Consider the following 23,458-nt stretch of genomic DNA (forward strand, 5'->3'; position numbering starts at 1 on the left):
GTCAAGCACTCATGCCACAATTGCGTCACTGAAGGCTTTTGTTGCCAAGCCCACAACAGCTATGCTTGTTTATGTCAAACATGGCGTGTGGCAACACACATCAGCGATAATGCTGCTTCTGGTGAATTAGGATTAATACCAGACCATAATTGAGCCAAGCGATACTTCTTATCAGATTCACCGTAATTGCCTTGCAATACCTCTGCACCACAGGTATGGTTGTGGGGATAAACCTTGACACTAAAGCCAAGTGGCTCCAAAATTTTGTAGTAGAGCTCTGGCGTTACTCCATCCCCAGGTCGGTGATGAACCTCAGATGCTAATCCCCAAGTTTGCTCTGCTGCTGAGGTATGACCTCCTCGTTTGATTAGTCGATATAGCCCTAAGCGTAACTTCCATAACCACAAACCTAATCCTTGGAAGTTCCAGGCAGTCAACTGAGGGTCGTGGTCTGTGATTAGAATGCCGCCTGGACGGACTAAACGCGCTGCTTCTTGCAATACCATGTCCATGTAATCACAGTGATGCAGTGTAGCATTAAGTACTACAATATCAGCAAAATTAGAAATGAAAGGAAGTTGGTGGGCATCTGCCTTCACTGGTATATAGCCAAGACCTTGAGCCATAGCCAATGCCCCATAGCTAATATCTACACCAATTAACAATTGTGGTTTTCCGCCAAGCGTTGCATATAAATTGCCCGGGCCACAACCAATGTCTACAACAATTTTATGATCCCAACTGCCCGTAGCCGCTTCCCAGCACGACTTGAATAGTTGATCACGATGACAGTTTTCAAAATAGTTTTTTGCCCATTCTGGATGCCCAAAGTAATAACTATTTGCTTTGATGGCTGGACTGGAAGTAGAAATAGGAAAATTTAGGATATCTTCTTGATCTAAATCCACTTTAAAATCAGCAGCAATATAAGGTTTGAGAACTGAATATGAAGAAGTTGGCATAGCTATCCCTCTATTAATATCCTGTTTCAGTTCACTACATGAGCGAACCCTTAAATTTCTGAACCGAGCAGTATTGCCAGGTATTTGTGAGATAAAAGTAATTAAATTTACTGGGTGCGATAGGTTTAATTCTTACTTGCTCTGAGTTGCCCGCAAGCAGCATCGGCTTCTAAACCACGGGAATAACGGACAGTAACAGCAGTATTTTGCTGCTTAAGGACGTTGACAAATGCTTGAATGCGATCGCGGTTGGGGCGTTTGTAGTCTACTTCTTGGATGGGATTGTAAGGAATCAAATTCACATGACTTTGGAATCCTCGCAGGCATTTTGAAAGTTCCAATGCATGTTCTGGTAAATCGTTAACACCAGCCAGGAGAAGATATTCAAAGGTAAGGCGGCGGCCAGTGATTTCCACATATTCCCGACATTCAGCCAGTAAATCTTCTAGAGGATAGGCGCGGGCGCTGGGGATGAGTTTTTCCCGTAGTGCTTGATTGGGTGCGTGGAGACTCACAGCGAGAGTGATTTGCAAATGGTTTTGCGCGAACTGACGGATGCGATCGCGAATCCCGACAGTTGAAACAGTAAGCGATCGCTGCCCAATACCGACATCTTGATTCAGGCATTTCACGGCTGCTAAGACATTCTCAGTATTCAACAACGGTTCACCCAGTCCCATAAACACGACATTGCTAACCCGTTGCTGAAAATCTTCTTGCACAGTCAACACCTGATCGACAATTTCATAGCGTGCTAAGTTGCGTTTGTAGCCGCCTTTACCAGTAGCGCAGAAATCACACGCCATTGGACAACCCACTTGAGTAGAGACGCAAACCGTTAAACGGGATTTTGGGCCTTCTCCCCTTTCTGCGAAGGTAGGAATACCAACAGTTTCAATAATTTGTCCGTCTGTTAATTGTAAAAGATATTTGACTGTGCCATCGGGTGCCACAGAGCGGTAATGTAAAATTGAGCGCCCAATTGGAATTTCTGCTACTTCTGCACGCCAATGCTTAGGGAAGACAGAAATATCAGATAGCGATCGGGCCCCCTTGTCATAGATCCATTCATGCAGTTGCTTTCCTCTGTAAGCAGGTTGTCCGTGCTGCTGCACCCAAGTAGTTAACTCGGTAACGGTGGCACCTAGTAAGGGAGGGATTAATTCTGATTTTTTTGGGTTGTGCGAGTCAACCTGAGATACAAGAGGCGTAGCAGACATAAAAAATCAAGAGTTAATGTAGGATCTCTATTTTACCTTGCCAGATTAGCTTAGTGTTGAGCAAAGAAGACGGGTAGTTAACCAAAGGTTGCGCCGTTCCAGCCCCACATTGCACCCTTAGCGTCTGCAAACTCTATATAAATCCGATTTTTAGGCACACCTAGAGTTTGGTTAATCTGCTGGCAAAAGTCCTGACTCATTGCTGCGGTTTGGTCTGGCTTCATCGTACCAATGCTCTTAATTTCAATATAGCAAACTGGGTCTGTATTCCCTGCAAAGGTCATGGGAATTCCTGGTTCAAAAGCAGTCATTACATAGGATTCTGGTTTTCCTAAATGTTTGGCTAACTTGGCAGATAGGTTTAAAAGCATTGATTCAATTTCAGCTTTTTGAGGAGCAGTTGCAGAAGTTTGCACTTTAATTAATGGCATAGCATCGAAATTAGAATTTTGGATTTTATTTACATTGTTAAGTTTATCGAAACACAGAGGCAATGGGGACAGTAGGGAGAAATAAATTCACGCATTATTGCATTAAAGAGCTTCGGCCTCCTGCCTCCTCTTTAGCAATGCTCAATGCCGCAGCATTTAGTAATAAGCTGAAAAACATCTAAATTGCATAACCTAATTAAACCTAACTCTTGTGGGGTGGGCATCTTGCCCGCCCTAATTATGCAAGTTAAATGTGGAACAGCTTAGACATAAGAGTGATAAATATGCGTTACCCACAACCCTTGTAGAGACGTAGCAATGCTACGTCAAAACAATTCTTTTTCATGCCTATGTCTAATGAGATGAGCGAAATAGGTGATTATGTTCGGGATGATATAAACGCGATCGCCCTTTTGTTGTCGAGAGTGCTGGGCTGATTATATAAAGTGTAGTGCGAATTAGTTTTTCTTGATGAGTGCAGTCTGCCATTTGATTAAGGGGGACAACCCTGATTTTTTCATCAGGCCAGCCGATGCGAAAGCAAATTGCAATCGGGGTTTCGGCTGGGTAATGTTCGAGTAGTTTAGCTTGAGCATTTTCGACGTGACGCGCACTGAGATATAGGCAGAGACTAGCCTGATGTGCCGCCAGAGAGGCTAATTCTTCAGTGGCGGGGACTTCTGTACGTCCACTGATGCGGGTCAAAATAATGGTTTGGACTAAACCAGGGACAGTCAGTTCTACTTTTAGTTTGGCAGCAGCAGCTTGAAAGGCGCTGATACCAGGTATAACTTCAAAAGGGATATTTGCCTCTCTTAGGAGGTGCATTTGCTCGTGGATGGCACTGTAGAGGCTGGGATCGCCAGAATGGAGACGGACTAGAGATTTATGTTGCGATCGCACCCTATCGATCATCATCGGCAAAATCTCTTCTAAAGTCTGATTTGCAGTTTTAATTATCTCCGCATCTTCTCGGCAAAGTTCTAAAATCTCTTCGGGTATTAAAGAATCAGCAAATAAAATTACATCAGCAGTAGCCAGTAGTTTCTGCGCCTTCACCGTTAACAAATCAGGATCTCCAGGGCCTGCTCCCACAATATACACAGATGGCTCTACAGCATATAGTGTTTTTTTATCCTTTAGGTTTTCTGTATATTCACCTTTAAAAGAACACACGGCAATACCCCCAAAAATTTTTTTGGCATTTTCTCAGTATCTTTCCGGATTCAGCCTCTTTCCTTAGTAGAGAGTAATGGTAGATGCACCCTGGTTAAGCCCTAGAGAATACTCTGGGGCATTTTTTATTTTTTGGGCATAGGGCACTTCAATTTGGGATTTTGGATTTTAGATTTTGGATTAAATTTCAATTCTTTAATCTAAAATCTAAAATCTAAAATTCTTACTCCCCTCATCTCCCACTCTCCCCATTTAGTTTAGGAGTAGGAACTACATCGGGTAAAGGACGTTTGAGTAAGTAAAGCCAAGCTAATCCAACTAATCCCAATAAAATTCCTAGACTACTGACTACTTGTGCCATCCGTAATGGCCCCAGCATCAAGCTATCAGTGCGAAAGCCTTCAATCCACAAGCGTCCTAAGCTGTAGGCTGGCCAGTAAACTAGAAACAGCGTACCTACCTTCAGGCGTGGCTTACCGGATAAAGACCGGAAAAACAACGTTATTAGTACCGTAAACACCATTAAATCCCACAGAGATTCGTACAGGAAGGTGGGATGAAAGTAATCGAAACTAGCATATTCTAGAGGACGACGGTCTGGTGGAATATACAGCTTCCAAGGTAAATCAGTAGGAGCGCCAAAAGCCTCAGAATTAAAGAAATTGCCCCAACGTCCGATCGCCTGCCCTAAAATCAGCGAAGGCGCTACTAAATCTGCTAGTTGCCAGAAAGAAACCTGCTTGATTTTGGCAAAGATTAACGCCGCCAAAACGCCACCAAGAATCGCTCCGTGAATGGCAATACCTCCTTCCCAGATAGCAAAGATTTTTCCTGGAGTTGGCGCATATTTTGACCACTCAAAGAAAACGTAATATAGCCGTGCGCCAGGAATTGCCCCAATCAACAACCAAAAGAACAAATCCCCTAGCAACTCTGGATTAACATTACGGCGCTTTGCCAAATGCTGGGAAAGGATGACGCCAATTAACACTGCTGTGGCAATCAACAAGCCATACCAACGGATAGTGAGTGGCCCTATTTGCAGCAGAATCGATCCCGGAGAGGTAAATTGAAACGCCAAGGGCAAGGTGGAAAAATCCAGTGCCATGAAAAATTACCTAGAATAGTTCGTTAACTACCCGCGCACTTTGCTAAGTACGGAGTTTCTTGCGTCTCGAATACTGGGGAGTTACGCTTGAATCTACCACAATAGAATTGTGGAGACGTAGGTAAAAATCCAGTATCCAAATTTAGGAGTCTAGTTTTTAACGCCTAGTTGAGCATAACTTGTGCCACCAGAATAATTGAGTTTACAGCAGTTTTCATTTATTTGAACCACATCTGTTGTCAGGGCACAGCAATGCTTTAGAGCCAGGGCGAATGTAATCCGCCTATTTAACTGTTAAGTTGACACTCATGAGCTTTTTCTGTGCCCCTTGTGGTCTATTTAGATGAAACTAGCTTCACCATTCTTACCGAGAGCGCAAGATGGTAGATTTGAGTAAGTTACACAAAACGGTTTCGATATAATCACCTAAACAACTTTGATATATTTAAAATTGTGATTGCTATTTATCCTGGTAGCTTCGACCCCATCACCTTGGGACACCTTGACCTCATCGGGCGCGGTAGTCGGCTGTTTGAGCGGGTGATTGTCGCTGTACTGCGGAACCCTAACAAAATGCCACTTTTTAGTGTGCAGCAACGGCTAGATCAGATCCGTCATTCTACACAACATCTACCTAATGTAGAAGTAGACAGCTTTGATGGTCTTACCGTCAATTATGCCCAGATGCGGCAAGCACAAGTTTTGCTGCGCGGTTTACGGGCTGTGTCAGATTTTGAAGTGGAACTGCAAATGGCTCACACCAATAAAACTCTTTCTACTCAAATAGAAACAGTTTTTCTCGCAACCTCAAATGAGTATAGTTTTTTAAGTAGTAGTGTGGTAAAAGAGATTGCAAGGTTTGGTGGCTCTATCGATCATCTCGTTCCCCCACACATTGCCCTAGATATATACCAATGCTACAATCACAACTCTCCAATGTTGAACCCAATCTCAACGGAAGCAATCCCCCCCCTAAAGAGTATCTCGATGGAGAGGGAAGCATAGATATTCAGGAGGAACTCAACCGCCTAGAGGAAATGGTTCTCTCTAGTCTCAGGATTCCACTGACGGGACGCACGCTCATAGATGAAGAAAAGTTGCTGGATCAGCTTGATTATGTCCGGCTGGCTTTACCATCACTTTTTCAAGAAGCAGCAGTGATTCTGGAACAAAAGAATGAAATTCTGCTGGAAGCGGAAGAGTATGGACAGCAGGTTGTTGAGGCCGCGCAAGCAAAAAGAGCGCAAATTTTAGCTGAAAGCGATATTATTCAACAGGCTAAACAAGAAGCTGAACAGCTGCGGCGAGAAGCGCAACAAGAGTGTGAGTCCATAATGCAAGAAACCCTCGCGGAGATTGACCGCAAGCGGTATGCTTGTCAGCAAGAGTTAGAGCAAATGCGACAAACTGCGATCGCTCAAGCTCAAGAAATTGAAGATGGTGCTGATGCGTATGCTGATGGCATTCTGGAAAATATTGAGCAGGATCTCAAGCAGATGTTGCGAATTATCACCAACGGACGGCAACAATTGCAAATTGATAACCTCACCCAGCGCAATTCACCTCCTGGGAAAAAAAAATAGAGGTTCTAACAAAAGATGGGGAAGAATTATCAGTTGGGTTTCGCTATTGCTTAACCCAACAATTTCCATTATGGAATACTTTTGGGGAACCTATGGTAATAGATTTAAAATTTTGGCTTGTAATTAAGCAGGATTTTTAATAAATGCTTACTTTCGCTCAAGTTAACTTTGGAGTAAATCTAGCTGGTTTAATTGGAATTATTTATTTATTTTGGACAATTATTTACTTGATTTTAACAGTAGCTTGGCTAGCCCAACGTGGAACCAGGCTTAGAGGTTGGGCTTTAGCCCTTTACATTATCCAACTTATATTTACCCCAATTATAATGTTGTTAAGTGGAGTAATTTTGTTGTATCAAGGTTGGCGTTTAGATCCAATTCTTCAATTTGAGCAATTTTTATTGTTGCTATTAATTCTTTACTTAACTATCAAAGATATTGTAATTAATGCAGTTTACAGAGATAGGTGATTTGATAATTGGGATCGCAATGATATTGTCGGTTTCGGAAATAGTGATGTCTACGCCGCTCTAGGTTAATAGGATGATCTTTCTCATAAGTAAGTAGAGCGGTGTGAATAATTCAAGGTTTGTAGTGAGGGCTTCAGCCCTCATTTGAGGACTTTAGTCCTCACTACGAACTAATCTCAAGATTTTTTACATTACTTAATCTAGTTTGATTTATTCTCACCGACTTACTTAATAGTTTGTTTGTCATTGGCTCCAATGTCACCTCCTTGTTAGAGTAGATTTCTAGGTTCTATCGCGCCCCTTATGCTAAAGTGACTTACGCTATTATTAAATACCAAGCTAGAAAACTGCAAAACCCTTTCTGGATAAGGATAACAGGTTTAAAAAAGCATGGATTTAATATTAGGAACCATAAAGGGAGCGATAGAGCCTATTTCTATCTGTTGGCTTTTGATTGCTTGTCAACGCATGATTACAAGGTATATGTAAAATCTTCCACCAGCATACCGGGAACTAAACTACCTCCAAGTTGGCGACTTTCATATGTACCGACTTCGGGAATGAATTCTTGAAAAGTGGTCAAATCTACTAAATTTTCTCCCCAGAAGCGATAGAGACTTTCATCAAAACGCAAGTTTTCAATGGGAGCAATAATTTCTGCATTTTCTACCCAAAAACAAGCATAACGGGTCATGCCTGTGATTCTACCAGTTTGGCGATCGCTCCAATTCAAGTAATGCAAATTCGATACATATAATCCTGTATTTAAACGAGGAAGAATCTCCTCAAATACTAAATTTCCAGTAGTCACTTCTGGCGCTCGTAAAGTCTCTGAACCATTAGCACCATTAGCAATTTTTTGATATTCCTTAGCAGTTCGAGAATTCACCAAAGTATTTACTAAATGTCCTTTTTCTATTACAGCTAACTCCGGTGCTGCTATTTCTCCTAATTCATTAAATCGCGGCACTAATCCTCTCTGAAAGTTTTCTTTCAAATTAAATGCTGTTGAAAGTTGTTTTTCTTGACGCGATAATGCAGCTAAAGCACTATTTCCTTGTTGAATATCAGCTTCGCTCACAGATCCCCAAGAAAGCATCATTAATAAATCTGCAACAGCAGCAGGTGCAAAATAAGTTTTGTACTGTCCCCGTGGTAATTGTTTAGCTGGACGAGAAAGCAATTCTAGTTGCTTTTTGGCTTCGCTGATTTTGGCTATATATGCAGATTTATCCCAATTACTCCCTGCAAACGTGCCCTTAACTGCTTGTCCAGATGGGGAGAATAGAGAATAATCTAAGGTAAAAGAATCAGTAGCAAACCAGTGTTTCTGTCCGTTAGAATCACCATAAGCTTTAATTACCACACCTCCAGCATATATGCCAGTAAAATCCAATTCAGTAACCAGTTCTAGCACATTGAGTACTACTGCTTCCTCTACCAATAAATTCCCTAAATGAACTTCCCGGCTAGTATTAGTTCCTGATGGTAAAACTAGATATGGATCGATAGGTAATAGAATAAGTTCGTCACGTAGTTCTTGTAAAGCAACATATGCTAACTGCCAATCTACGTCCCAATTTCCAGTAAAGGGAAACTGTCGAACACTGCTGCGTTGGTCTGCCATCAAAGTTAATTCAAACCAACCATCAGCAACACAACCAGTTTGTCGTACTTTCGCATGATTGAAACGAGTAAATTGACTTCTTTCACTGCTTAGTCTTACAGTAAATTGCTCATTTTCTGCTTTTTTAATCAGCAGAGTTTCAATAAGTCGATTAAAGCTGACTTCTAACGCAGATAATTCCTCAATTTTCATGGATATTAAATATTAATAGTGAATAACAGAAAGTTAGGAGTTATAAGTTATAAATTAAGAGTTGAAGATTTCATTAACTCCTAACTTCTAACTCCTAACTTCTAACTACCAACTCATAACTCCTGAATTTGCACTTTTTCAAGTTCCTCCACCAAACACTTCGACATTAGCAAATACACAAACCGGTGAACCATGTCCGACCGAAATGGCCTGATTTGGTTCTCCTTTACCACAATAAGGAGTACCATACATTTCCCAGTTTGTGGCATCTCCTACTTGGATTAAGCTATGCCAAAACTCTGGTGTTGTGGCGCGATAGTTAGGATTACGGAGGGTTTTGGTGAGTTTACCGTTTTCAATTAATTTAGCGTACTCGCAACCAAATTGGAATTTGTAGCGGCGATCGTCGATTGACCAAGATCGGTTAGATTCCATGTAAACGCCGTGTTCTATCCCGCCAATAATGTCTTCAAAAGTGCCGTTTAGAGGTTCTAAATTCAAGTTTGCCATGCGATCGATCGCTGGTCGATTCCATGAGGAAGCACGGGCACAGGCAACTCCTGCTACACCTGCTCTGGCTTGACTCTCCAGACTGCCTAAACCCCGTTGGAGTACACCTTCTTTAACCAAATACTCCCGTGTTGCTACAGCACCCGTATCATCAAAGCCATAGCTGGCAAATTCACCAGCCACGGTGGGATCAAAAGTAATATTCATCAGTGGTGAACCATATACTAGGTTGCCAAAATCACTTTTGTTAACAAAGCTGCCCCCAGCATAGTTACGCTCATCTCCCAAAATTCGGTCAATTTCTAGGGGATGCCCGACACTTTCATGGATTTGCAGCATCATTTGGTCTGGGGCTAAAACTAAATTGGTACGCGTAGTTGGGCATTCTTCTGCTGTCAAGAGTTCTACTGCTTGTTCGCCAATTTGCCGCACCCGATACCATAAGTCTTCTTGTTTTAAAAGCTCTAGTCCGCCTTGGTAACAGTTTGCTTGCGAGCCGTTGTTGCTGCGCTGCTGTACAATTGCTCCATCTTGGGCAGTTGCACCGTAATTAGTGCCTATAGATAGTATTTTTTGATAGACTTCTGAGCCATTGCTGCTAATAAACCAAGATTCTCTGTCGGTTGTGCTAGCACTGGCTATGGTTTGCACAATCTTGTCGTCAACCTTCAACGTTTGGCAAATACGAATCAGTAAATCGTTGATTTCTCCCGGACTCAGAGCATCCAATGGCTCAAGAAATGGAGATTTATATTCACCAACGACTTTAGGGCGCTCACTTTCACTGAAGGGATGTATCCACCATTCACTGGCTGCTAGTGCCTGTTTATACGCTATTTGAGCAGCAGCTTGGAGGGACGGTAATTCCAGAGAGTTAGTAGCTGCATAACCCAGACAGCCATTAACCATAACTTCCAGCATGGCTCCTACAGTGAAGGATTTGCCATTTAGTTGGGGTAAGCCGTCACGGACTGAACGGGTAGTAGAAGTTTCTTTAACGGCTCTAATACCAATCCAATCAGCAGGAATATCGAAACTAGCGATCGCTTTTTTAAGTTCAGACCACATAATTTAAGGAATTAGGAATTGGGAATTGGGAATTGGGCATTGGGCATGGGGCATTGGGCATGGGGCATGGGGCATGGGGCATGGGGCATTGGGAAGAGTACAGAGGAGAGGAATTTTCCCCCTGCTTCCTCATCTGCCTCATCTCCCTCATCTCCCCCTACTCCCCACTCCTCTCTAATTACGGTGCCAGCGCGTGCCATCACGGCTATCAATTAGCGTAATACCTTCTGCTTGAAGTTCGTCACGAATGCGATCGCTTTCGGCAAAATTCTTGGCAATACGTGCTTGTTGCCTTTGCTGAATTTTCGCCTCAATTTCTGCATCGCTTAAACCATTACTTGTGTGAGTTTCTGTTTCTATCTCGGCTTCTAAACCTAAGACTCCAGCTAATGTGACGAGAGTTTGCCATTGACGCTGTAACTCCTCTGGTGATGTTTCGGTTTTCCCTTGATGAACAATAATATTTCCCTGACGACGCAGTTCTTTGGCTAGTTCAAACAATACTGTTAACCCACCAGGAAAATTAAAGTCGTTATTCACAGTTTCTTGGAAACGTCCAACAGTTTCAGGGAGTAGTGAGCCAGTTCCCACTCCCCACTCCCCACTCCCCACTCCCCAGCCTAGTTGTTTGCCGTATTGGTAGCCGAAAAGTAAACCTTCTTTAATGGTGTGCCAACCATTGGTTGCTGCGGCGATCGCTTCGTCGGTAAAATCTATGGGTGTGCGATATTGAGCGGTTAGCACGAACAAGCGCACCGCCATCGGGTCAACTCCTCGATCTAGCAATTCTCGAATAGTGGTAAAGTTGCCCAAAGATTTGGACATTTTTTCACCATCTACCTTTACCATGCCGTTATGTAACCAGTAACGCGCTAAGGGTTTTCCTGTTACAGCCTCAGATTGGGCAATTTCGTTTTCGTGGTGGGGAAAAATTAAGTCAGCACCACCAGCATGAATATCTATGGTATCACCCAGGCGATCGCGCACCATTGCCGAGCATTCTATATGCCACCCCGGACGACCTGCGCCCCAAGGTGACTCCCAAGCAGGTTCTCCCGGTTTTGCTGCCTTCCATAAAGCAAAATCCAATGGATCTTTCTTTTTCTGGTACTCTGGATCTTCGACGTTGGCGCGTAGGCGTAGCCCGCCGTAGGCATCGCTTTTCCCCGCTTGCATATCTTCTAACTTACGTCCCGAAAGCTTACCATACTCAGGAAACTGTCGTACTGCATAATACACATCACCGTCAGCAGGGTAGGCAAAACCCTTATTTTCCAATTCGTGAATTAAGCGTTGAATGCCATTCATCGTGTGGGTAGCGCGGGGATACTCATCGGCTTCTTTGATTCCCAATCGCGCCATATCCTCAAAATATGCTTTGATAAAGCGATCGGCTACAGCTTCCATTGATGAATGTTCAAGACAGGCTCGATTGAGAATCTTGTCATCAATATCAGTAAAATTTTGGATATATCGGACTTGATAGCCGATAAACTGGAGGTATCGGCGCACTACGTCCCAAACGATGCAAGCTCTAGCATGACCCAAATGGCAGTAATCATATACCGTCACGCCGCAGTAATACATCTTAACCTTGCCTGTTTCGACTGTTTCAAACGGTTCTTGACGACGGGTGAGGGTATTGTAAAGGGTTAAGGTCATAACAGAGTAATGCTGAAATAGAGAGATACTTGACACTCCCCCTGATAAATCACGGGGATTCTTAATTCATCGACGTGCCTTAAAATTATCTATCCTTGCGGCAGTATTTAAACCTGATACCCGTTCATAGAACAAAGTATCGAGCCTAATTTAGATAATCCCAGGTGGCTCTCATCTCCTTAAGCGTTAGAGAATCGTTTCTCTAGTTCCGGTATGCCCTACCGTACTTTCTCCAATCAATAAATAGTGTTGTTTACTGGTCTGAATGCGCGTTGGCAACAAGGCTTTTTTTATCGTGGTTTACTCGCTACCCACTATCCATTATTTTTTCCTAGCCAGTCGTTTTGGGGTTGGTTATCCATTTGTGCTAGCGGTTATTCTACCTGTGGCATAATTATATTGTACCCCCAAACGGTCGTGTATGTCTAGGGAAAAATCAATTAAAGTTAGGCTATCTGAATATGAGCTTCAGCAGTTGAGACAAGAAGCCGAAAAACAAGGAGTAGGAATGTCTGATGTTCTTAGGAAGTGTATATCTCAATTCTCAAAGCCGTCGTAGAAGGGCGGGGCTTTTACCCAATTTTTCGGTAATAATAGGGTAAGGCAGATGGGATGACAGTCCAGCATCCCTATGCTAGTACGTCACGGCGGAAATCAACATACTATTGGACAAAATCTCGAAAGCCTAAAAATCAAGGGTTTTTGACTTTTGAACGCCAGTTGCTTCTCCCAAGGGGAGACGCTGCGCGAACAACGTGGGGAACCCGCGCAACGCACTGGCTCCTTTTGACTTTCGCGTAGCGGTGCTAGTGTTTTCTGGACTATCTGCGCTACATTACTATTTTTTGACTATTTGATAACAGCGCTATGCAATCAGCAGTTACACCCGAATCTTCCGCAATGGATACGCCCAAACAAGGAATGCCTGTAACAATTATTACGGGTTTCCTCGGTAGTGGCAAGACGACTTTACTCAATCATATCCTCAACAACCAACAGGGTTTGAAAACCGCCGTTCTCGTGAATGAATTTGGCGAAATTGGCATCGACAACGAGCTAATTGTTTCCACTGGTGAGAACATGGTGGAGCTAAATAATGGTTGTATCTGCTGCACTATTAATAATGATTTAGTAGATGCGGTTTACAAAGTTTTAGAACGCCAAGAAAATCTAGATTATCTAGTAGTGGAAACAACTGGATTGGCAGATCCTCTGCCGGTAGCTTTAACATTTCTGGGCACAGAATTGCGGGATTTAACCCGCTTGGATTCGATTATTACCGTGGTAGACGCGGCGAATTACAGCCTAGATTTATTTAACTCTCAGGCAGCATACAGCCAGATTGCTTATGGTGATGTAATTGTGCTGAACAAGGCAGATTTGGTTGATGAAGCCACTTTGAATGAGTTAGAGAGAAAAATTAACGAAGTTAAGGAAGGAGCTAGAATTATCCGCACTACGCGATCGCAAGTGCCACTTCCTTTAATTCTCAGTGTTGGTCTGTTTGAGTCTGATAAATATTTTGACACAGTGGTAGATGAGCACGACCATCACGATCATCACGACCATGACGACCATGATCACTCAACATGCGGTCATGACCATCACGATCATGACCATGACCACCATGATCACCATCATTCTGACCATTTAGAAAATGATGGTTTCACTTCCATCTCTTTCCAAAGTGACAAGCCTTTTTCTATTAGGAAGTTTCAGTATTTCTTAGATAACCAGCTACCCTCAAATATCTTCCGGGCGAAGGGGATTATGTGGTTTGATGAAAGTCCAAAGCGTCATATTTTCCACCTTTGCGGTAAACGCTTTACCTTGGATGATGATGAATGGCAAGGTCAATTGAAAAACCAGCTAGTGCTGATTGGTCAAAATTTGGATCGTGAGGCTTTAATTACTCAACTCGAAAACTGCATTTGTCTACCTTCAACCAGTCGCGGTAAAGGCTTTGGGAAATAAAAGTTAGGAGTTAGAAGTTAGGAGTTAAGAGTTTAAAACTTGTACTCGTTCCCAGGTTCCACCTGGGAATGCCTTCCTAATGGCTCCGCCATCGATTTTGAGCAATGAAAATCAGAGAATAGCGATCCCTAACCCCCCTTTTTAAGGGGGGATCTCAAAGATCCAACTTTTTAAGGGGGTTGGGGGATCTCTTATGCGTAAGTCCTATAAACCATGCTATGAGGATTCACAAACAGTAGGGTCGTATAAATGTACAACCCTAAAGGTAGATCAGGACTTGCTACTGATAACTACTTCGTTTAACACTAATTCTGGTTGTGGTGCTTCCTCTTCTTCTTCTGGCAAACCGTAAATTGACCTGTACAACTTCACGTATTGCTTGGCAGATTGATACCAACTAAAATCTTGACTCATGCCGCGTTTTTGGAGTTCTTGCCATTGCGGTTTGAAACGGAAGCCTTCCCAAGCCCGGATCATACAGGTGAAAAGGTCTAGCGGTTCATAGCGGTCAAAGCAATAACCAGTACCGACGGCATTTTCGGGGTCATAATGGGTTACGGTGTCAACTAATCCACCTGTGCGGCGGACAATGGGCACAGAACCGTAGCGCAAAGCCATCATTTGGCTAATACCGCAAGGTTCAAAACGGCTGGGCATTAAGAAGGCATCAGTGCCAGCGTAGATCCGGCGAGACAGGGCATCGTTATACAGTAAGTAAGTTGCCATGCGCCCGGGAAAGCGGGATGCTAATTGCCACATCTGAGTTTCATAGTAGCGATCGCCTGTCCCTAACAGCACAAACTGTGCATCTGTATAAGATAGGAAGCGATCGAGGATTTGTAATATCAAATCAATGCCTTTTTGTTCCACTAATCGTGTCACAATCCCAATTAAAAAGGCTTTGGAGTTGACTTCTAACCCTACTTCTTCTTGCAAAGCAATTTTGCTGGCTTTGCGTTTCTCTAAAGTCTCAGCAGTAAAGGTTTGAGCAATGTATTTGTCATTTTCTGGATTATAAACTTCAGTATCAATTCCGTTGATAATCCCAGATAATTTACCGCTAATAAAAGACAGCAAACCTTCTAATGTTTCACCATAAGTAGGTGTCTTGATTTGCTCGGCATAGGTGGGCGAAACTGTATTTACCTTATCGGCAAATTGCACCGCCGCCGCCATTACATTGTGTCCTTGCATATACCAGGGACACCAAGTAATTTTCTCTAAATACCAACGCCACGGCCCTTGATAAGCCAGATTATGAATGGTAAATACTGTGTTGATATCAGGATCTTGGTGCATCCACACGGGAATCATCCCGGTATGCCAATCGTGACAGTGGATAATTTCCGGTTTCCAGTAATTCCAGGCAAACTCGGCTGCACCATTAGCAAACAAGGTGAACCGCCAGTCTTCACCATCTCCAGAATAAATATGGCGCGGTAGGAAGGCGGGATGTCCAAATAAGTACAAGGGAACATCAGTACCAGGCAGAATGCTTTCATAAACAGCAAATTCCTGGAACATCGCAGAACCCCGCCAAATGGGTTCTTTGGGAATTTCCATTTTGTCTGGCAAAAAGCCATAGTAAGGCAAGAATATCCGCACATCATGCCCCATTTCTCTCAGGAATTTGGGTAATGCCCCGACAACATCACCCATTCCTCCTACTTTCGCAATGGGTGCTGCCTCTGCTGCAACAAATAGAATCCGCATGGTAATTTTTGCTTCCCTGAGTCTATATTGTCAAACGATTTTGGATTTTAGATTGCCGATTTTGGATTGACCCAGACCACAAGGGTACTTGTCTAGAGGATTTTAGATTTGCGATAGCGAGTTATCGATAGCGTAGCCTTAGCGAGTCATCGAGCGTCGCGTCTTTTGGAATGACTATGCCCATAAGGGACGGAGTATGAACCAAAAAATTCTTTGAATCCAAAATCCCAAATCCAAAATCTAAAATTGCAGCACATCTTTGATGCAACGGCGATCAATTCTTATCTAATCACATCGGCTTGCCCAATTGCTTAGGAACCGCGCTGAATCACCGCAAAAATTTCTGACAAAATTTCTTGCGCTCCCTGTTGACGCAACAGTTCTGCTAGTTCTATGCCTAGTGCTTCGGCGTTGTTGGCAATGCCTGTGACGCTATCTTTTACGAACTTTTGACCATCTACACTGGCGACTATCCCTGTTAAGGTCAAATTATCACCAGATATTTCTGTATTTACACCAATAGGTACTTGACAGCCGCCCTCTAGAGAGCGTAAAAAAGATCGTTCGGCAAGACAGCGATCGCGTGTTTGGGGATGTTCGATCGCTTTGAGTAGAGATAGCAATTCGCTATCATCAGCACGGCATTCTATCCCTAAAGCACCTTGTCCAACTGCGTGGAGGGAGATTTCTTTGGGTAGGACTTGATGAATGCGATCGCTCATTCCTAATCTCTCTAACCCTGCTGCTGCCAAAATCAAAGCATCGTATTCGCCTGCATCCAGTTTTGCCAACCGTGTAATCAAGTTTCCCCGCACATCCTTAAATGTAAAGTGGGGGAAGTGGTGGCGTAACTGCGCTAACCGCCGCAGCGAAGATGTACCGATTACTGCACCTTCTGGCAATGTATCGATTTGTTTATCTTTGTGCTTTTCATGCACAACTAATGCATCTGCTGGGTTTTCCCGTTCAGTAATTGCTGCTAATGTTAACCCGAATGGTAAGTGAGTCGGCAGATCCTTGAGGGAATGAACCGCAAAGTCAATCTCCTGATTGAGCATTCCGACTTCAAGTTCTTTAGTAAAAAGTCCTTTGTCGCCAATCTTAGCTAATGCTACATCCAAGATTTTATCGCCTTGGGTAGACATGGTATGGACTTCAAAAGTAATATCAGGAAAGCTTTTCTGGAGTTGCTCTTGTACCCAGTAGGTCTGAACCAGAGCAAGTTGGCTTTTGCGTGAACCAATCCGAATAGTGCGTGGAGGACTAGAAACTACTGTAGTCATAAAACAATATAATATCGCTGGCGATAAATTCACTCTCATCTAGACTACCGTAGTCAGTGACTCATACCAATTTTGGGTTTTGGATTTGGGATTTTAGATTACAATTCTTTACCAAAAGCTGGTTTTAGGCGATGTCTACGACGGGCTGCGCCTACGCAACCTGGGCTACAAGTTGCTTGATCAACTGAATTTAGGAAGATTTTTATACGTGGGTGCGATCGCACGAAGTCATAAGGCATTTTGAGTCAGTCATAAGGCATTTTGCTTGCGGAAAACACCGAAATGAGTCAGCCATAAGGCATTTTGAGTCACTCATAAGGCATTTTGCTTGCGGAAAACACCGAAATGAGTTAGTCATAAGGCATTTTGAGTCAGTCATAAGCCATTTTGCTTACGGAAAACACCGAAATGAGTTAGTCAAAGGGCATTTTGAGTCAGTCATAAGCCATTTTGCTTATTAAATCCGACTTTATCAGGTGTAGGTTGGGTTTCGTTATTGCTCAACCGAAGCTACTATTTTTTACCAGACATAGTTTGACATCAGCTTGTTCAACATTAGCGATCGCGCGGGTTTTCCCTAATCAATAAGCTTGATGATACTCTCTAGGAAACATTCTGCGTCACAATATTGAGTAGTTAGTTTCCTTGAGTGGGCTTTATCCATGACTGCTAACTCTGATTCTGGTTGGGATTTGTCAGTTTACAACCGTAATGGTCAACTTACTCTTGTCGTTGAGGTTAAAAGTAAACTCAATGCATCACCAGAATGGGCAGCGAGATTTCGACGCAATATTCTTGTACACGGAAGCTTAACTTTTCCACTGGCTCCTTATTTTCTCATGGTGTTTCCTGATCGATTTTATTTATGGACTGATGCTGATGTCCGACTAGATCAGAGCGAGCCAACTTATACCATTGATGCACAACCTATTTTTAATCGTTACTTTGAACAGGCTGGAGTTAAGGCTGATCAAATCAGTGGGCAAAGCCTTGAGTTAATTGTTGCATCCTGGCTTGGAGAAATTATTCATTCTGAAAAATCCCCCGAAGATATAAATAAATCTCAGCAATGGTTAATTGATTCAGGATTATACGCTGCCTTAGCTGGAGGCAAGTTTTTGATGATATCATAAGGCGGTTGCGTGAATATTTACGTTGAAACTAACTTTGTCTTAGAATTAGTCTTTGAGCAAGAACAGTGCGTTAGCTGTGAGCAGATTCTGCAATCTTGTGAAATAGGACAGGGAAAACTTATTATTCCAGCCTATAGCCTTGCGGAACCTCATGAGAAATTAAGTCGTCAGGCAAAGAGTCGCAGGGATTTGCAGCAATTGCTCGATGCTGAGTTGCGGCAGCTTTCACGTACAGCATCTTATGTAAGTCGGATCAAAAGTATCCAAGATATTGCTAGCTTAATGGTGCAGAGCAATGAAGAGGAACGGCAACGTTTTGTTAATTATCGACAGCGGCTTTTTAACATTGCAGAAGTTATTGCACTCACTGGTGATATCTTAATTGAGGCAGCGTCCTGCGAAGCTATTTATGATTTGAGACCACAAGATGCTTTTGTCTATGCATCGGTTATCAACTATCTGCGTCAGTATCAACCACAGCTAGCATGTTTTCTTAACCGAAACTCAAAAGACTTTGATAGTCCTGATATTGTTGATGAACTAAATCGATTTAATTGCAGAATGATTCCACGATTTGATCACGGCTATAGTTTTCTTCAATCTCAACTTTAACCGTAGTAGTTAGCAGTATAATTGTTAGTTAACTCCATGTTTTACTAAGAAGAGTACACAAATGTTATCATGTTATCTGTCTGCGTTTAACATTAATTTGCTGCGGAGTTGTTGCAAAACAGTACTTTGAAGTTATTGGTGAAGCGTTCTTGAGTTAGTGTTGTCTATAGGCGATCGCCTTGTTGTATCCAGCCAGTGCCGAACGTTGATAAACTGGATGTAGGAATTTCGGAGTGGTAGAAGTTATGAGTATTGCAAAATCTGCATCCCTAACTTTAGAGGAGTTTCTGAAGTTACCAGAAACAAAGCCTGCAAGTATTTATGTTGATGGTGATATTATCCAGAAACCAATGCCGAAAACCCGCCACTCTCGACTTCAGGCTAAGTTGATTAATGGGATTAATGAAGTCACAGAGAAAAGGCAAATCGCTTATGCTTTTCCAGAGTTGCGTTGTACTTTTGGTGGTCGTTCAATTGTTCCAGATGTGGCCGTTATTCGTTGGCAACAAATTGAATTTGACGAGAACGGAGAACCTGTAGATGATCTGCTAATTTCTCCGAACTGGACAATTGAAATTCTTTCTCCAAATCAGAGTTCCAATCGAGTCACAAGCAATATTTTGCACTGCCTAAAATATGGTTGTCAGTTGGGATGGTTGATTGATCCTTATGACCACTCAATTCTTGTATTTAAACCAGATCAACAACCAGAATTTTGTCATAGAGAAGATAGCTTGACTGTTCTAGATGGTGTTGATTTAGAGTTGACAGTTGAACAGGTATTTAGCTGGTTAAAGATGAAAGCAGAGTGAGCAAGCCCTTAAAACAATTCGTAATTCGTAATTCGTAATTCGTAATTCGTAATTAAGTTTTGTGACGGGGATTTAACCCGGGCACAAAACGTGCTGCCTGTAGAGGCAGGGGAATTAAACTGAACATACTTTGTTAAAAGGTTGTTTGAAAAGTAGTAAAGTATACTAGAAACCCCGCTTCCATTCCTGTCCTCTACTCCTGAGAGACTTTTAAACCCCCACGCTCCTGAATTCTGACTCCTGAATTCTGACTCCTGAATTCTGACTCCTGTATTCTTCTTCAAATCTCACCGATTAATGCCACTGCAAAAGAAGCTTATATTAGTCCGAACTTGTCCAACAGTTGATAACCTTTGATAAACTTTAACAAAATCACTGTTAAAAAATCTAAAAATTTTAGATAAATATAGTTTTTTAGATATTTGCAAAGTGTCGGGGAGTCTAATAGATGAAGATACTGGTACTGAGTTGGGAGTTTCCGCCAAGAATTGTTGGGGGAATTGCGCGGCATGTCGCGGAGTTGTACCCGGAACTGGTAAAGCTAGGGCATGAAGTGTACCTGATTACGGCAGAGTTTGGTCAGGCATCGATGTATGAAGTAGTTGAGGGAATAAAGGTGCATCGGGTGCCAGTTGGCCATAGTAACGACTTTTTCCACTGGGTAGTCAATCTCAACCTGAGTATGGGAGATCACGGTGGTAAGTTAATTCTAGAGGAAGGGCCTTTTGATTTAATTCATGCCCATGATTGGTTAGTCGGAGATGCTGCGATCGCACTCAAGCATAATTTTAAAATACCACTAATTGCCACAATTCACGCCACAGAATACGGACGCTACAACGGTATTCACACAGACATCCAGGGCTATATAAATAGCAAAGAAATCTTGCTGGCTTACAACGCTTGGCGGATTATCGTTTGTAGCAACTATATGCGCCAAGAAGTAGAACGAGCGTTACACAGTCCTTGGAACAAAATCGATATCATTTATAACGGTATCCGAGCCGAAAAAAAACACCATCACGTAGATTTTCATGCTCTAGATTTTCGCCGCCAATTTGCCACAGACGATGAGAAAATCGTTTACTACCTCGGTCGCATGACCTACGAAAAGGGTGTACCTGTATTGCTCAACGCCGCGCCCACAATCCTTTCTCAAATGGGAGGTAAGGTTAAATTTGTAATCGTTGGTGGCGGCAATACTGACCATCTCAAGCGCCAAGCCTGGGATTTAGGAATTTGGTATCATTGCTATTTTACAGGTTTTCTTGCCGATGAATACTTAGATAAATTCCAAACTGTCGCTGACTGTGCCGTTTTTCCGAGTTTTTACGAACCCTTTGGAATTGTGGCTTTAGAAAGCTTTGCTTCTCGTGTTCCTGTAGTAGTTTCTGATACTGGCGGTTTCCCAGAAGTGGTGCAACATACCAAAACAGGCATTGTTACTGGGGTGAACAATCCCGATTCTTTAGCTTGGGGAATTTTGGAAGTGTTGAAAAATCCAGGTTATCGGCAATGGTTGGTGGATAATGCTTGTGTGGATTTAGAGCGGCGCTTTAGCTGGCCGAAATTAGCCAAGCAAACCGAAGAAGTTTATCAGCGAGTTGTGCAAGAGAAAAGGCAAATTGCCTGGTAAACAATTGCTGGTAATTATCAGGGAGAACTAAATGGTGAAAACAATTTAATCGCCGTTCCCAGTTATTCATAATATTGGGTAACTATTCCCAGCAACTACGGAAGGATCTGGACAGTGACAACCAACACCTAATCTATTTTGGATTTCATCTGGCCAAAATTATAGCGGTTATGACTTCAAGCGATCGTAGGGAACATTGCTCATTGGTGTCAGCTTAAGAGGATAAAACCCATATTTGCGCTTGTGTAAGCGTCAATCTTTCGATGGCGCTTACGCCTTTGTTTAAGCAATCCCAGGAGCTTGCAGGGCACGGGCGAGGTAGTCTGTTTGAGATGGCTTGTGCGATCGCCTCAATTCGATTTACCCATATTCCCTATGTTCATAACATCCTCTAACTCTGATACCATTTTCTGTAATTTCCTGGTTGCTAAATAATTAGTCGAATAAAAATTAAGTACTTAGATAAGGAAGAGTGAAATGGGACTTAGCGACGGACTTTTGAACCCGACCAAAAAGGCTATGGTCATAGATGACTGTTGCAACATGATAGAAGGACAGCTGGCATCCAAATCAGGTATAAGCGGCATCGCTTTAAAAACAGCCTTCGCCGCCCTAAAGGGAGTTAAGCCAGGGTATATCCCCTACGTCGTTGAGCAGATCCTGCCGCAGTGCTTCACCGCACTTGATCCCATCTGGAGTGAAGGCGTAGAGAAAGGCGATCCAATTCAACACCTGAGTGCGAATCGCACTCATACGGCAGACGCGCTACTGGGTGTCACCGATGCGAGAGTCAAGAGCGCAAAGCGCCAAATCGTGCGAGGAACCTATGAAAAACTTCGCGGTTCCGCCAAAAAACACGTAGAAGAAGCAGTGCCAGACTTAGCAAAAGTAATCCATAATTACACTAAGGTCTGAGCCAGAAGGGAAGAATCATAATAAACGTATGCCGCCGTTCGATGCCTCGGTGGCTGGCATACGGGGCAGATATTACACTTATAGCACCCAAGTTTTTGGCGAGATCCAAATCAGTGTATGGAGGATGTCACTTTCCTGATATATACCGAGTCAGCTTGAAACAGGGAATAATCAGTAACTATCTGAATTATTGTTTTAATAGGCTTGCAACTTATGAAAAAAGTTACCGTTTATCGATACCCTACTTATGGACTAATTGCGTTAATATCCTTAACCGCCGTATTAAGTACAACTACATCTGCCCTAACACAGTTAGCAGGCGATTCCCCAATTGGGCAAACTCCTATCCCTGCTTCTAACTTAATCTGGCCGACACAAGGGTTTATTTCTCAAGGCTTCCGCAAATATCAACATGAAGGAATTGATATTGCAGGGGCAGCTGGAACTCCTATTGTTGCTGCTGCATCCGGTACAGTTCTAAAAGCAGGTTGGGATGATTGGGGATTAGGCAATGCCATAACTATTAAACATCTCGACGGCAGCCTTACTGTTTATGGTCACAATCGCCGTTTGCTGGTGAGCAAGGGTCAACAGGTCATTCAAGGTCAAATGATTGCCGAGATGGGATCTACAGGCAATAGTACAGCACCTCATCTGCACTTTGAAGTTCATCCAAATGGTCGAATAGCAGTTAACCCCCTTCGCCTGTTGACATCCTTAACTGCAAGTGTTGGTTCTAGTTCTACAGTTCAGCAAGTGGATAACCCGAACCGCCCAGTCTCGCCACCCCCAGTAGCAAAGCAAATTTCACCTTCACAGCCAATTCCAATAGGTTTTGCACCTATTAGCATTGATACTAAATGCAATGGAGTTACCATCATTGAGGGTGAGACTGCAAGTATTCGTGTAAAAGTCTGTGAAGAAAATGGTCAATTATTTTATATTGGGCAGTTGAAGCAAGACCCAAGCAAGCCTATAAAGATAGCAGCTTTGAATATTGGTAAAGGCAGATATCGAGCAGATAATGGTAGTTTTTATTATTTAATCAGCCCTGAAAAAGTGGAAGTTTGGCGAAATGGCAGTCAGATACGTTCTGACAGTTTTTATACTTTAACGAAATCGCCATAAAGCTATAAACTTGTTCCATATATGTTTCAATCCTTAATAGTGATTTTAGTTAATTGCGATAAAAGACTTTCGGTTGCTTTATGGAGCGCCGCATCCTGTTTCAATCCCTAATAGGGATTTTAGTTGATTGCGATTTGCGATTCGATAGCTGTGTACGATAAAAAAATGAAAAGTTTCAATCCCTAATACTGGAGTTTAGACTAAAGATAAGCGAGCAGAAAATAACACTTAGAGAAATATGGA

24 protein-coding genes are annotated in these 23,458 nt (G+C 42.7%); 12 read left to right on the plus strand and 12 right to left on the minus strand.

Annotated features, from left to right (window positions below):
- Nucleotides 1–74 precede the first annotated feature (74 nt).
- The 5 genes from HWQ23_RS28065 to lgt all read right to left on the minus strand — a co-directional run bounded on the left by HWQ23_RS28065 (nt 75) and on the right by lgt (nt 4,897).
- Entirely contained in the window at nt 75–962 is an 888-nt protein-coding gene (locus tag HWQ23_RS28065; RefSeq protein ID WP_292836026.1) for a class I SAM-dependent methyltransferase, read from the minus strand.
- 125 nt (nt 963–1,087) lie between these two features.
- A complete protein-coding gene (gene rlmN, locus HWQ23_RS28070) occupies nt 1,088–2,182 on the minus strand; it encodes a dual-specificity RNA methyltransferase RlmN (RefSeq protein ID WP_292836029.1) in 1,095 nt (364 codons plus the stop codon).
- A 77-nt stretch (nt 2,183–2,259) separates the two neighbouring features.
- Nucleotides 2,260–2,613 (minus strand): phenylpyruvate tautomerase MIF-related protein, encoded by a 354-nt coding sequence (locus HWQ23_RS28075; protein ID WP_292836032.1) that lies wholly within the window; start codon nt 2,611–2,613, stop codon nt 2,260–2,262.
- A 354-nt stretch (nt 2,614–2,967) separates the two neighbouring features.
- On the minus strand, nt 2,968–3,789 hold the full coding sequence (gene cobM, locus HWQ23_RS28080) for a precorrin-4 C(11)-methyltransferase (RefSeq protein ID WP_292836035.1): 822 nt from the start codon (nt 3,787–3,789) through the stop codon (nt 2,968–2,970).
- A gap of 232 nt (nt 3,790–4,021) precedes the next feature.
- Nucleotides 4,022–4,897 (minus strand): prolipoprotein diacylglyceryl transferase, encoded by an 876-nt coding sequence (gene lgt / locus HWQ23_RS28085; protein WP_292836038.1) that lies wholly within the window; start codon nt 4,895–4,897, stop codon nt 4,022–4,024.
- Between the two features lie 453 nt (nt 4,898–5,350).
- Between lgt and coaD the strand changes: the two genes are divergently transcribed.
- The 3 genes from coaD (at nt 5,351) to HWQ23_RS28100 (ending at nt 6,950) form a co-directional block, all read left to right on the plus strand.
- Nucleotides 5,351–5,902, plus strand: coding sequence for a pantetheine-phosphate adenylyltransferase (gene coaD / locus HWQ23_RS28090; protein ID WP_292836041.1), 552 nt, complete (start codon nt 5,351–5,353; stop codon nt 5,900–5,902).
- Nucleotides 5,812–6,480 carry a DivIVA domain-containing protein gene (locus HWQ23_RS28095; RefSeq protein WP_292836043.1) on the plus strand — a complete coding sequence of 223 codons (669 nt, stop codon included), beginning with the start codon at nt 5,812–5,814 and terminating at the stop codon, nt 6,478–6,480. Before coaD ends, HWQ23_RS28095 begins: the two co-directional genes overlap by 91 nt.
- A 143-nt stretch (nt 6,481–6,623) precedes the next feature.
- Nucleotides 6,624–6,950, plus strand: a complete 327-nt coding sequence (locus HWQ23_RS28100) for a Ycf66 family protein (RefSeq protein ID WP_292836046.1) — start codon at nt 6,624–6,626, stop codon at nt 6,948–6,950.
- A gap of 472 nt (nt 6,951–7,422) precedes the next feature.
- On the opposite strand, the gene HWQ23_RS28105 is transcribed toward HWQ23_RS28100, so the two are convergent.
- The 4 genes from HWQ23_RS28105 to cysS all read right to left on the minus strand — a co-directional run bounded on the left by HWQ23_RS28105 (nt 7,423) and on the right by cysS (nt 12,009).
- A complete protein-coding gene (locus HWQ23_RS28105) occupies nt 7,423–8,769 on the minus strand; it encodes a TldD/PmbA family protein (protein WP_292836049.1) in 1,347 nt (448 codons plus the stop codon).
- Nucleotides 8,770–8,907: 138 nt separating this feature from the next.
- Nucleotides 8,908–10,347 carry a TldD/PmbA family protein gene (locus HWQ23_RS28110; RefSeq protein ID WP_292836052.1) on the minus strand — a complete coding sequence of 480 codons (1,440 nt, stop codon included), beginning with the start codon at nt 10,345–10,347 and terminating at the stop codon, nt 8,908–8,910.
- Nucleotides 10,348–10,358: 11 nt separating this feature from the next.
- Complete coding sequence (locus tag HWQ23_RS28115) at nt 10,359–10,547, minus strand: hypothetical protein (protein WP_292836055.1); 189 nt, start codon at nt 10,545–10,547, stop codon at nt 10,359–10,361.
- Complete coding sequence (gene cysS / locus HWQ23_RS28120) at nt 10,522–12,009, minus strand: cysteine--tRNA ligase (protein WP_292836058.1); 1,488 nt, start codon at nt 12,007–12,009, stop codon at nt 10,522–10,524. The genes HWQ23_RS28115 and cysS overlap by 26 nt, the downstream gene beginning before the upstream one ends.
- 421 nt (nt 12,010–12,430) lie before the next feature.
- Between cysS and HWQ23_RS33755 the strand changes: the two genes are divergently transcribed.
- Together HWQ23_RS33755 and HWQ23_RS28125 are read left to right on the plus strand one after the other, a co-directional pair.
- Nucleotides 12,431–12,568 (plus strand): plasmid mobilization protein, encoded by a 138-nt coding sequence (locus HWQ23_RS33755; protein WP_375466566.1) that lies wholly within the window; start codon nt 12,431–12,433, stop codon nt 12,566–12,568.
- Nucleotides 12,569–12,876: 308 nt separating this feature from the next.
- A complete protein-coding gene (locus HWQ23_RS28125) occupies nt 12,877–13,983 on the plus strand; it encodes a CobW family GTP-binding protein (RefSeq protein WP_292836061.1) in 1,107 nt (368 codons plus the stop codon).
- A 270-nt stretch (nt 13,984–14,253) separates the two neighbouring features.
- Here the strand turns inward: HWQ23_RS28125 and glgA are convergent, their stop codons facing one another.
- The 3 genes from glgA to HWQ23_RS28140 all read right to left on the minus strand — a co-directional run bounded on the left by glgA (nt 14,254) and on the right by HWQ23_RS28140 (nt 17,218).
- Nucleotides 14,254–15,696 (minus strand): glycogen synthase GlgA, encoded by a 1,443-nt coding sequence (gene glgA, locus HWQ23_RS28130; protein ID WP_292836064.1) that lies wholly within the window; start codon nt 15,694–15,696, stop codon nt 14,254–14,256.
- A 311-nt stretch (nt 15,697–16,007) separates the two neighbouring features.
- Nucleotides 16,008–16,979, minus strand: a complete 972-nt coding sequence (hemC, locus tag HWQ23_RS28135) for a hydroxymethylbilane synthase (RefSeq protein WP_292836067.1) — start codon at nt 16,977–16,979, stop codon at nt 16,008–16,010.
- Between the two features lie 98 nt (nt 16,980–17,077).
- Nucleotides 17,078–17,218: a hypothetical protein gene (locus HWQ23_RS28140; RefSeq protein ID WP_292836071.1), complete on the minus strand. Its 141-nt coding sequence runs from the start codon at nt 17,216–17,218 to the stop codon at nt 17,078–17,080.
- A gap of 423 nt (nt 17,219–17,641) precedes the next feature.
- On the opposite strand from HWQ23_RS28140, the gene HWQ23_RS28145 reads away from it, so the two are divergent.
- The 7 genes from HWQ23_RS28145 (at nt 17,642) to HWQ23_RS28175 (ending at nt 23,215) form a co-directional block, all read left to right on the plus strand.
- Nucleotides 17,642–18,112 (plus strand): hypothetical protein, encoded by a 471-nt coding sequence (locus HWQ23_RS28145; RefSeq protein ID WP_292836073.1) that lies wholly within the window; start codon nt 17,642–17,644, stop codon nt 18,110–18,112.
- A 9-nt stretch (nt 18,113–18,121) separates the two neighbouring features.
- The gene (locus HWQ23_RS28150) at nt 18,122–18,724 is read left to right on the plus strand and encodes a PIN domain-containing protein (protein ID WP_292836075.1); all 603 of its coding nucleotides are present in this window, start codon (nt 18,122–18,124) and stop codon (nt 18,722–18,724) included.
- A 245-nt stretch (nt 18,725–18,969) separates the two neighbouring features.
- Complete coding sequence (locus tag HWQ23_RS28155) at nt 18,970–19,536, plus strand: Uma2 family endonuclease (RefSeq protein ID WP_292836078.1); 567 nt, start codon at nt 18,970–18,972, stop codon at nt 19,534–19,536.
- A gap of 448 nt (nt 19,537–19,984) precedes the next feature.
- The gene (locus HWQ23_RS28160; protein WP_292836081.1) at nt 19,985–21,172 is read left to right on the plus strand and encodes a glycosyltransferase family 4 protein; all 1,188 of its coding nucleotides are present in this window, start codon (nt 19,985–19,987) and stop codon (nt 21,170–21,172) included.
- Nucleotides 21,173–21,435: 263 nt separating this feature from the next.
- Complete coding sequence (locus HWQ23_RS28165; RefSeq protein WP_292836084.1) at nt 21,436–21,567, plus strand: hypothetical protein; 132 nt, start codon at nt 21,436–21,438, stop codon at nt 21,565–21,567.
- Between the two features lie 82 nt (nt 21,568–21,649).
- A complete protein-coding gene (locus HWQ23_RS28170; protein ID WP_292836087.1) occupies nt 21,650–22,087 on the plus strand; it encodes a DUF6918 family protein in 438 nt (145 codons plus the stop codon).
- Between the two features lie 213 nt (nt 22,088–22,300).
- Nucleotides 22,301–23,215 (plus strand): M23 family metallopeptidase, encoded by a 915-nt coding sequence (locus HWQ23_RS28175; RefSeq protein ID WP_292836090.1) that lies wholly within the window; start codon nt 22,301–22,303, stop codon nt 23,213–23,215.
- Nucleotides 23,216–23,458: the final 243 nt, after the last annotated feature.

It is taken from the genome of Nostoc sp. JL33, from assembly GCF_017114985.1.
Classification (GTDB): domain Bacteria; phylum Cyanobacteriota; class Cyanobacteriia; order Cyanobacteriales; family Nostocaceae; genus Nostoc.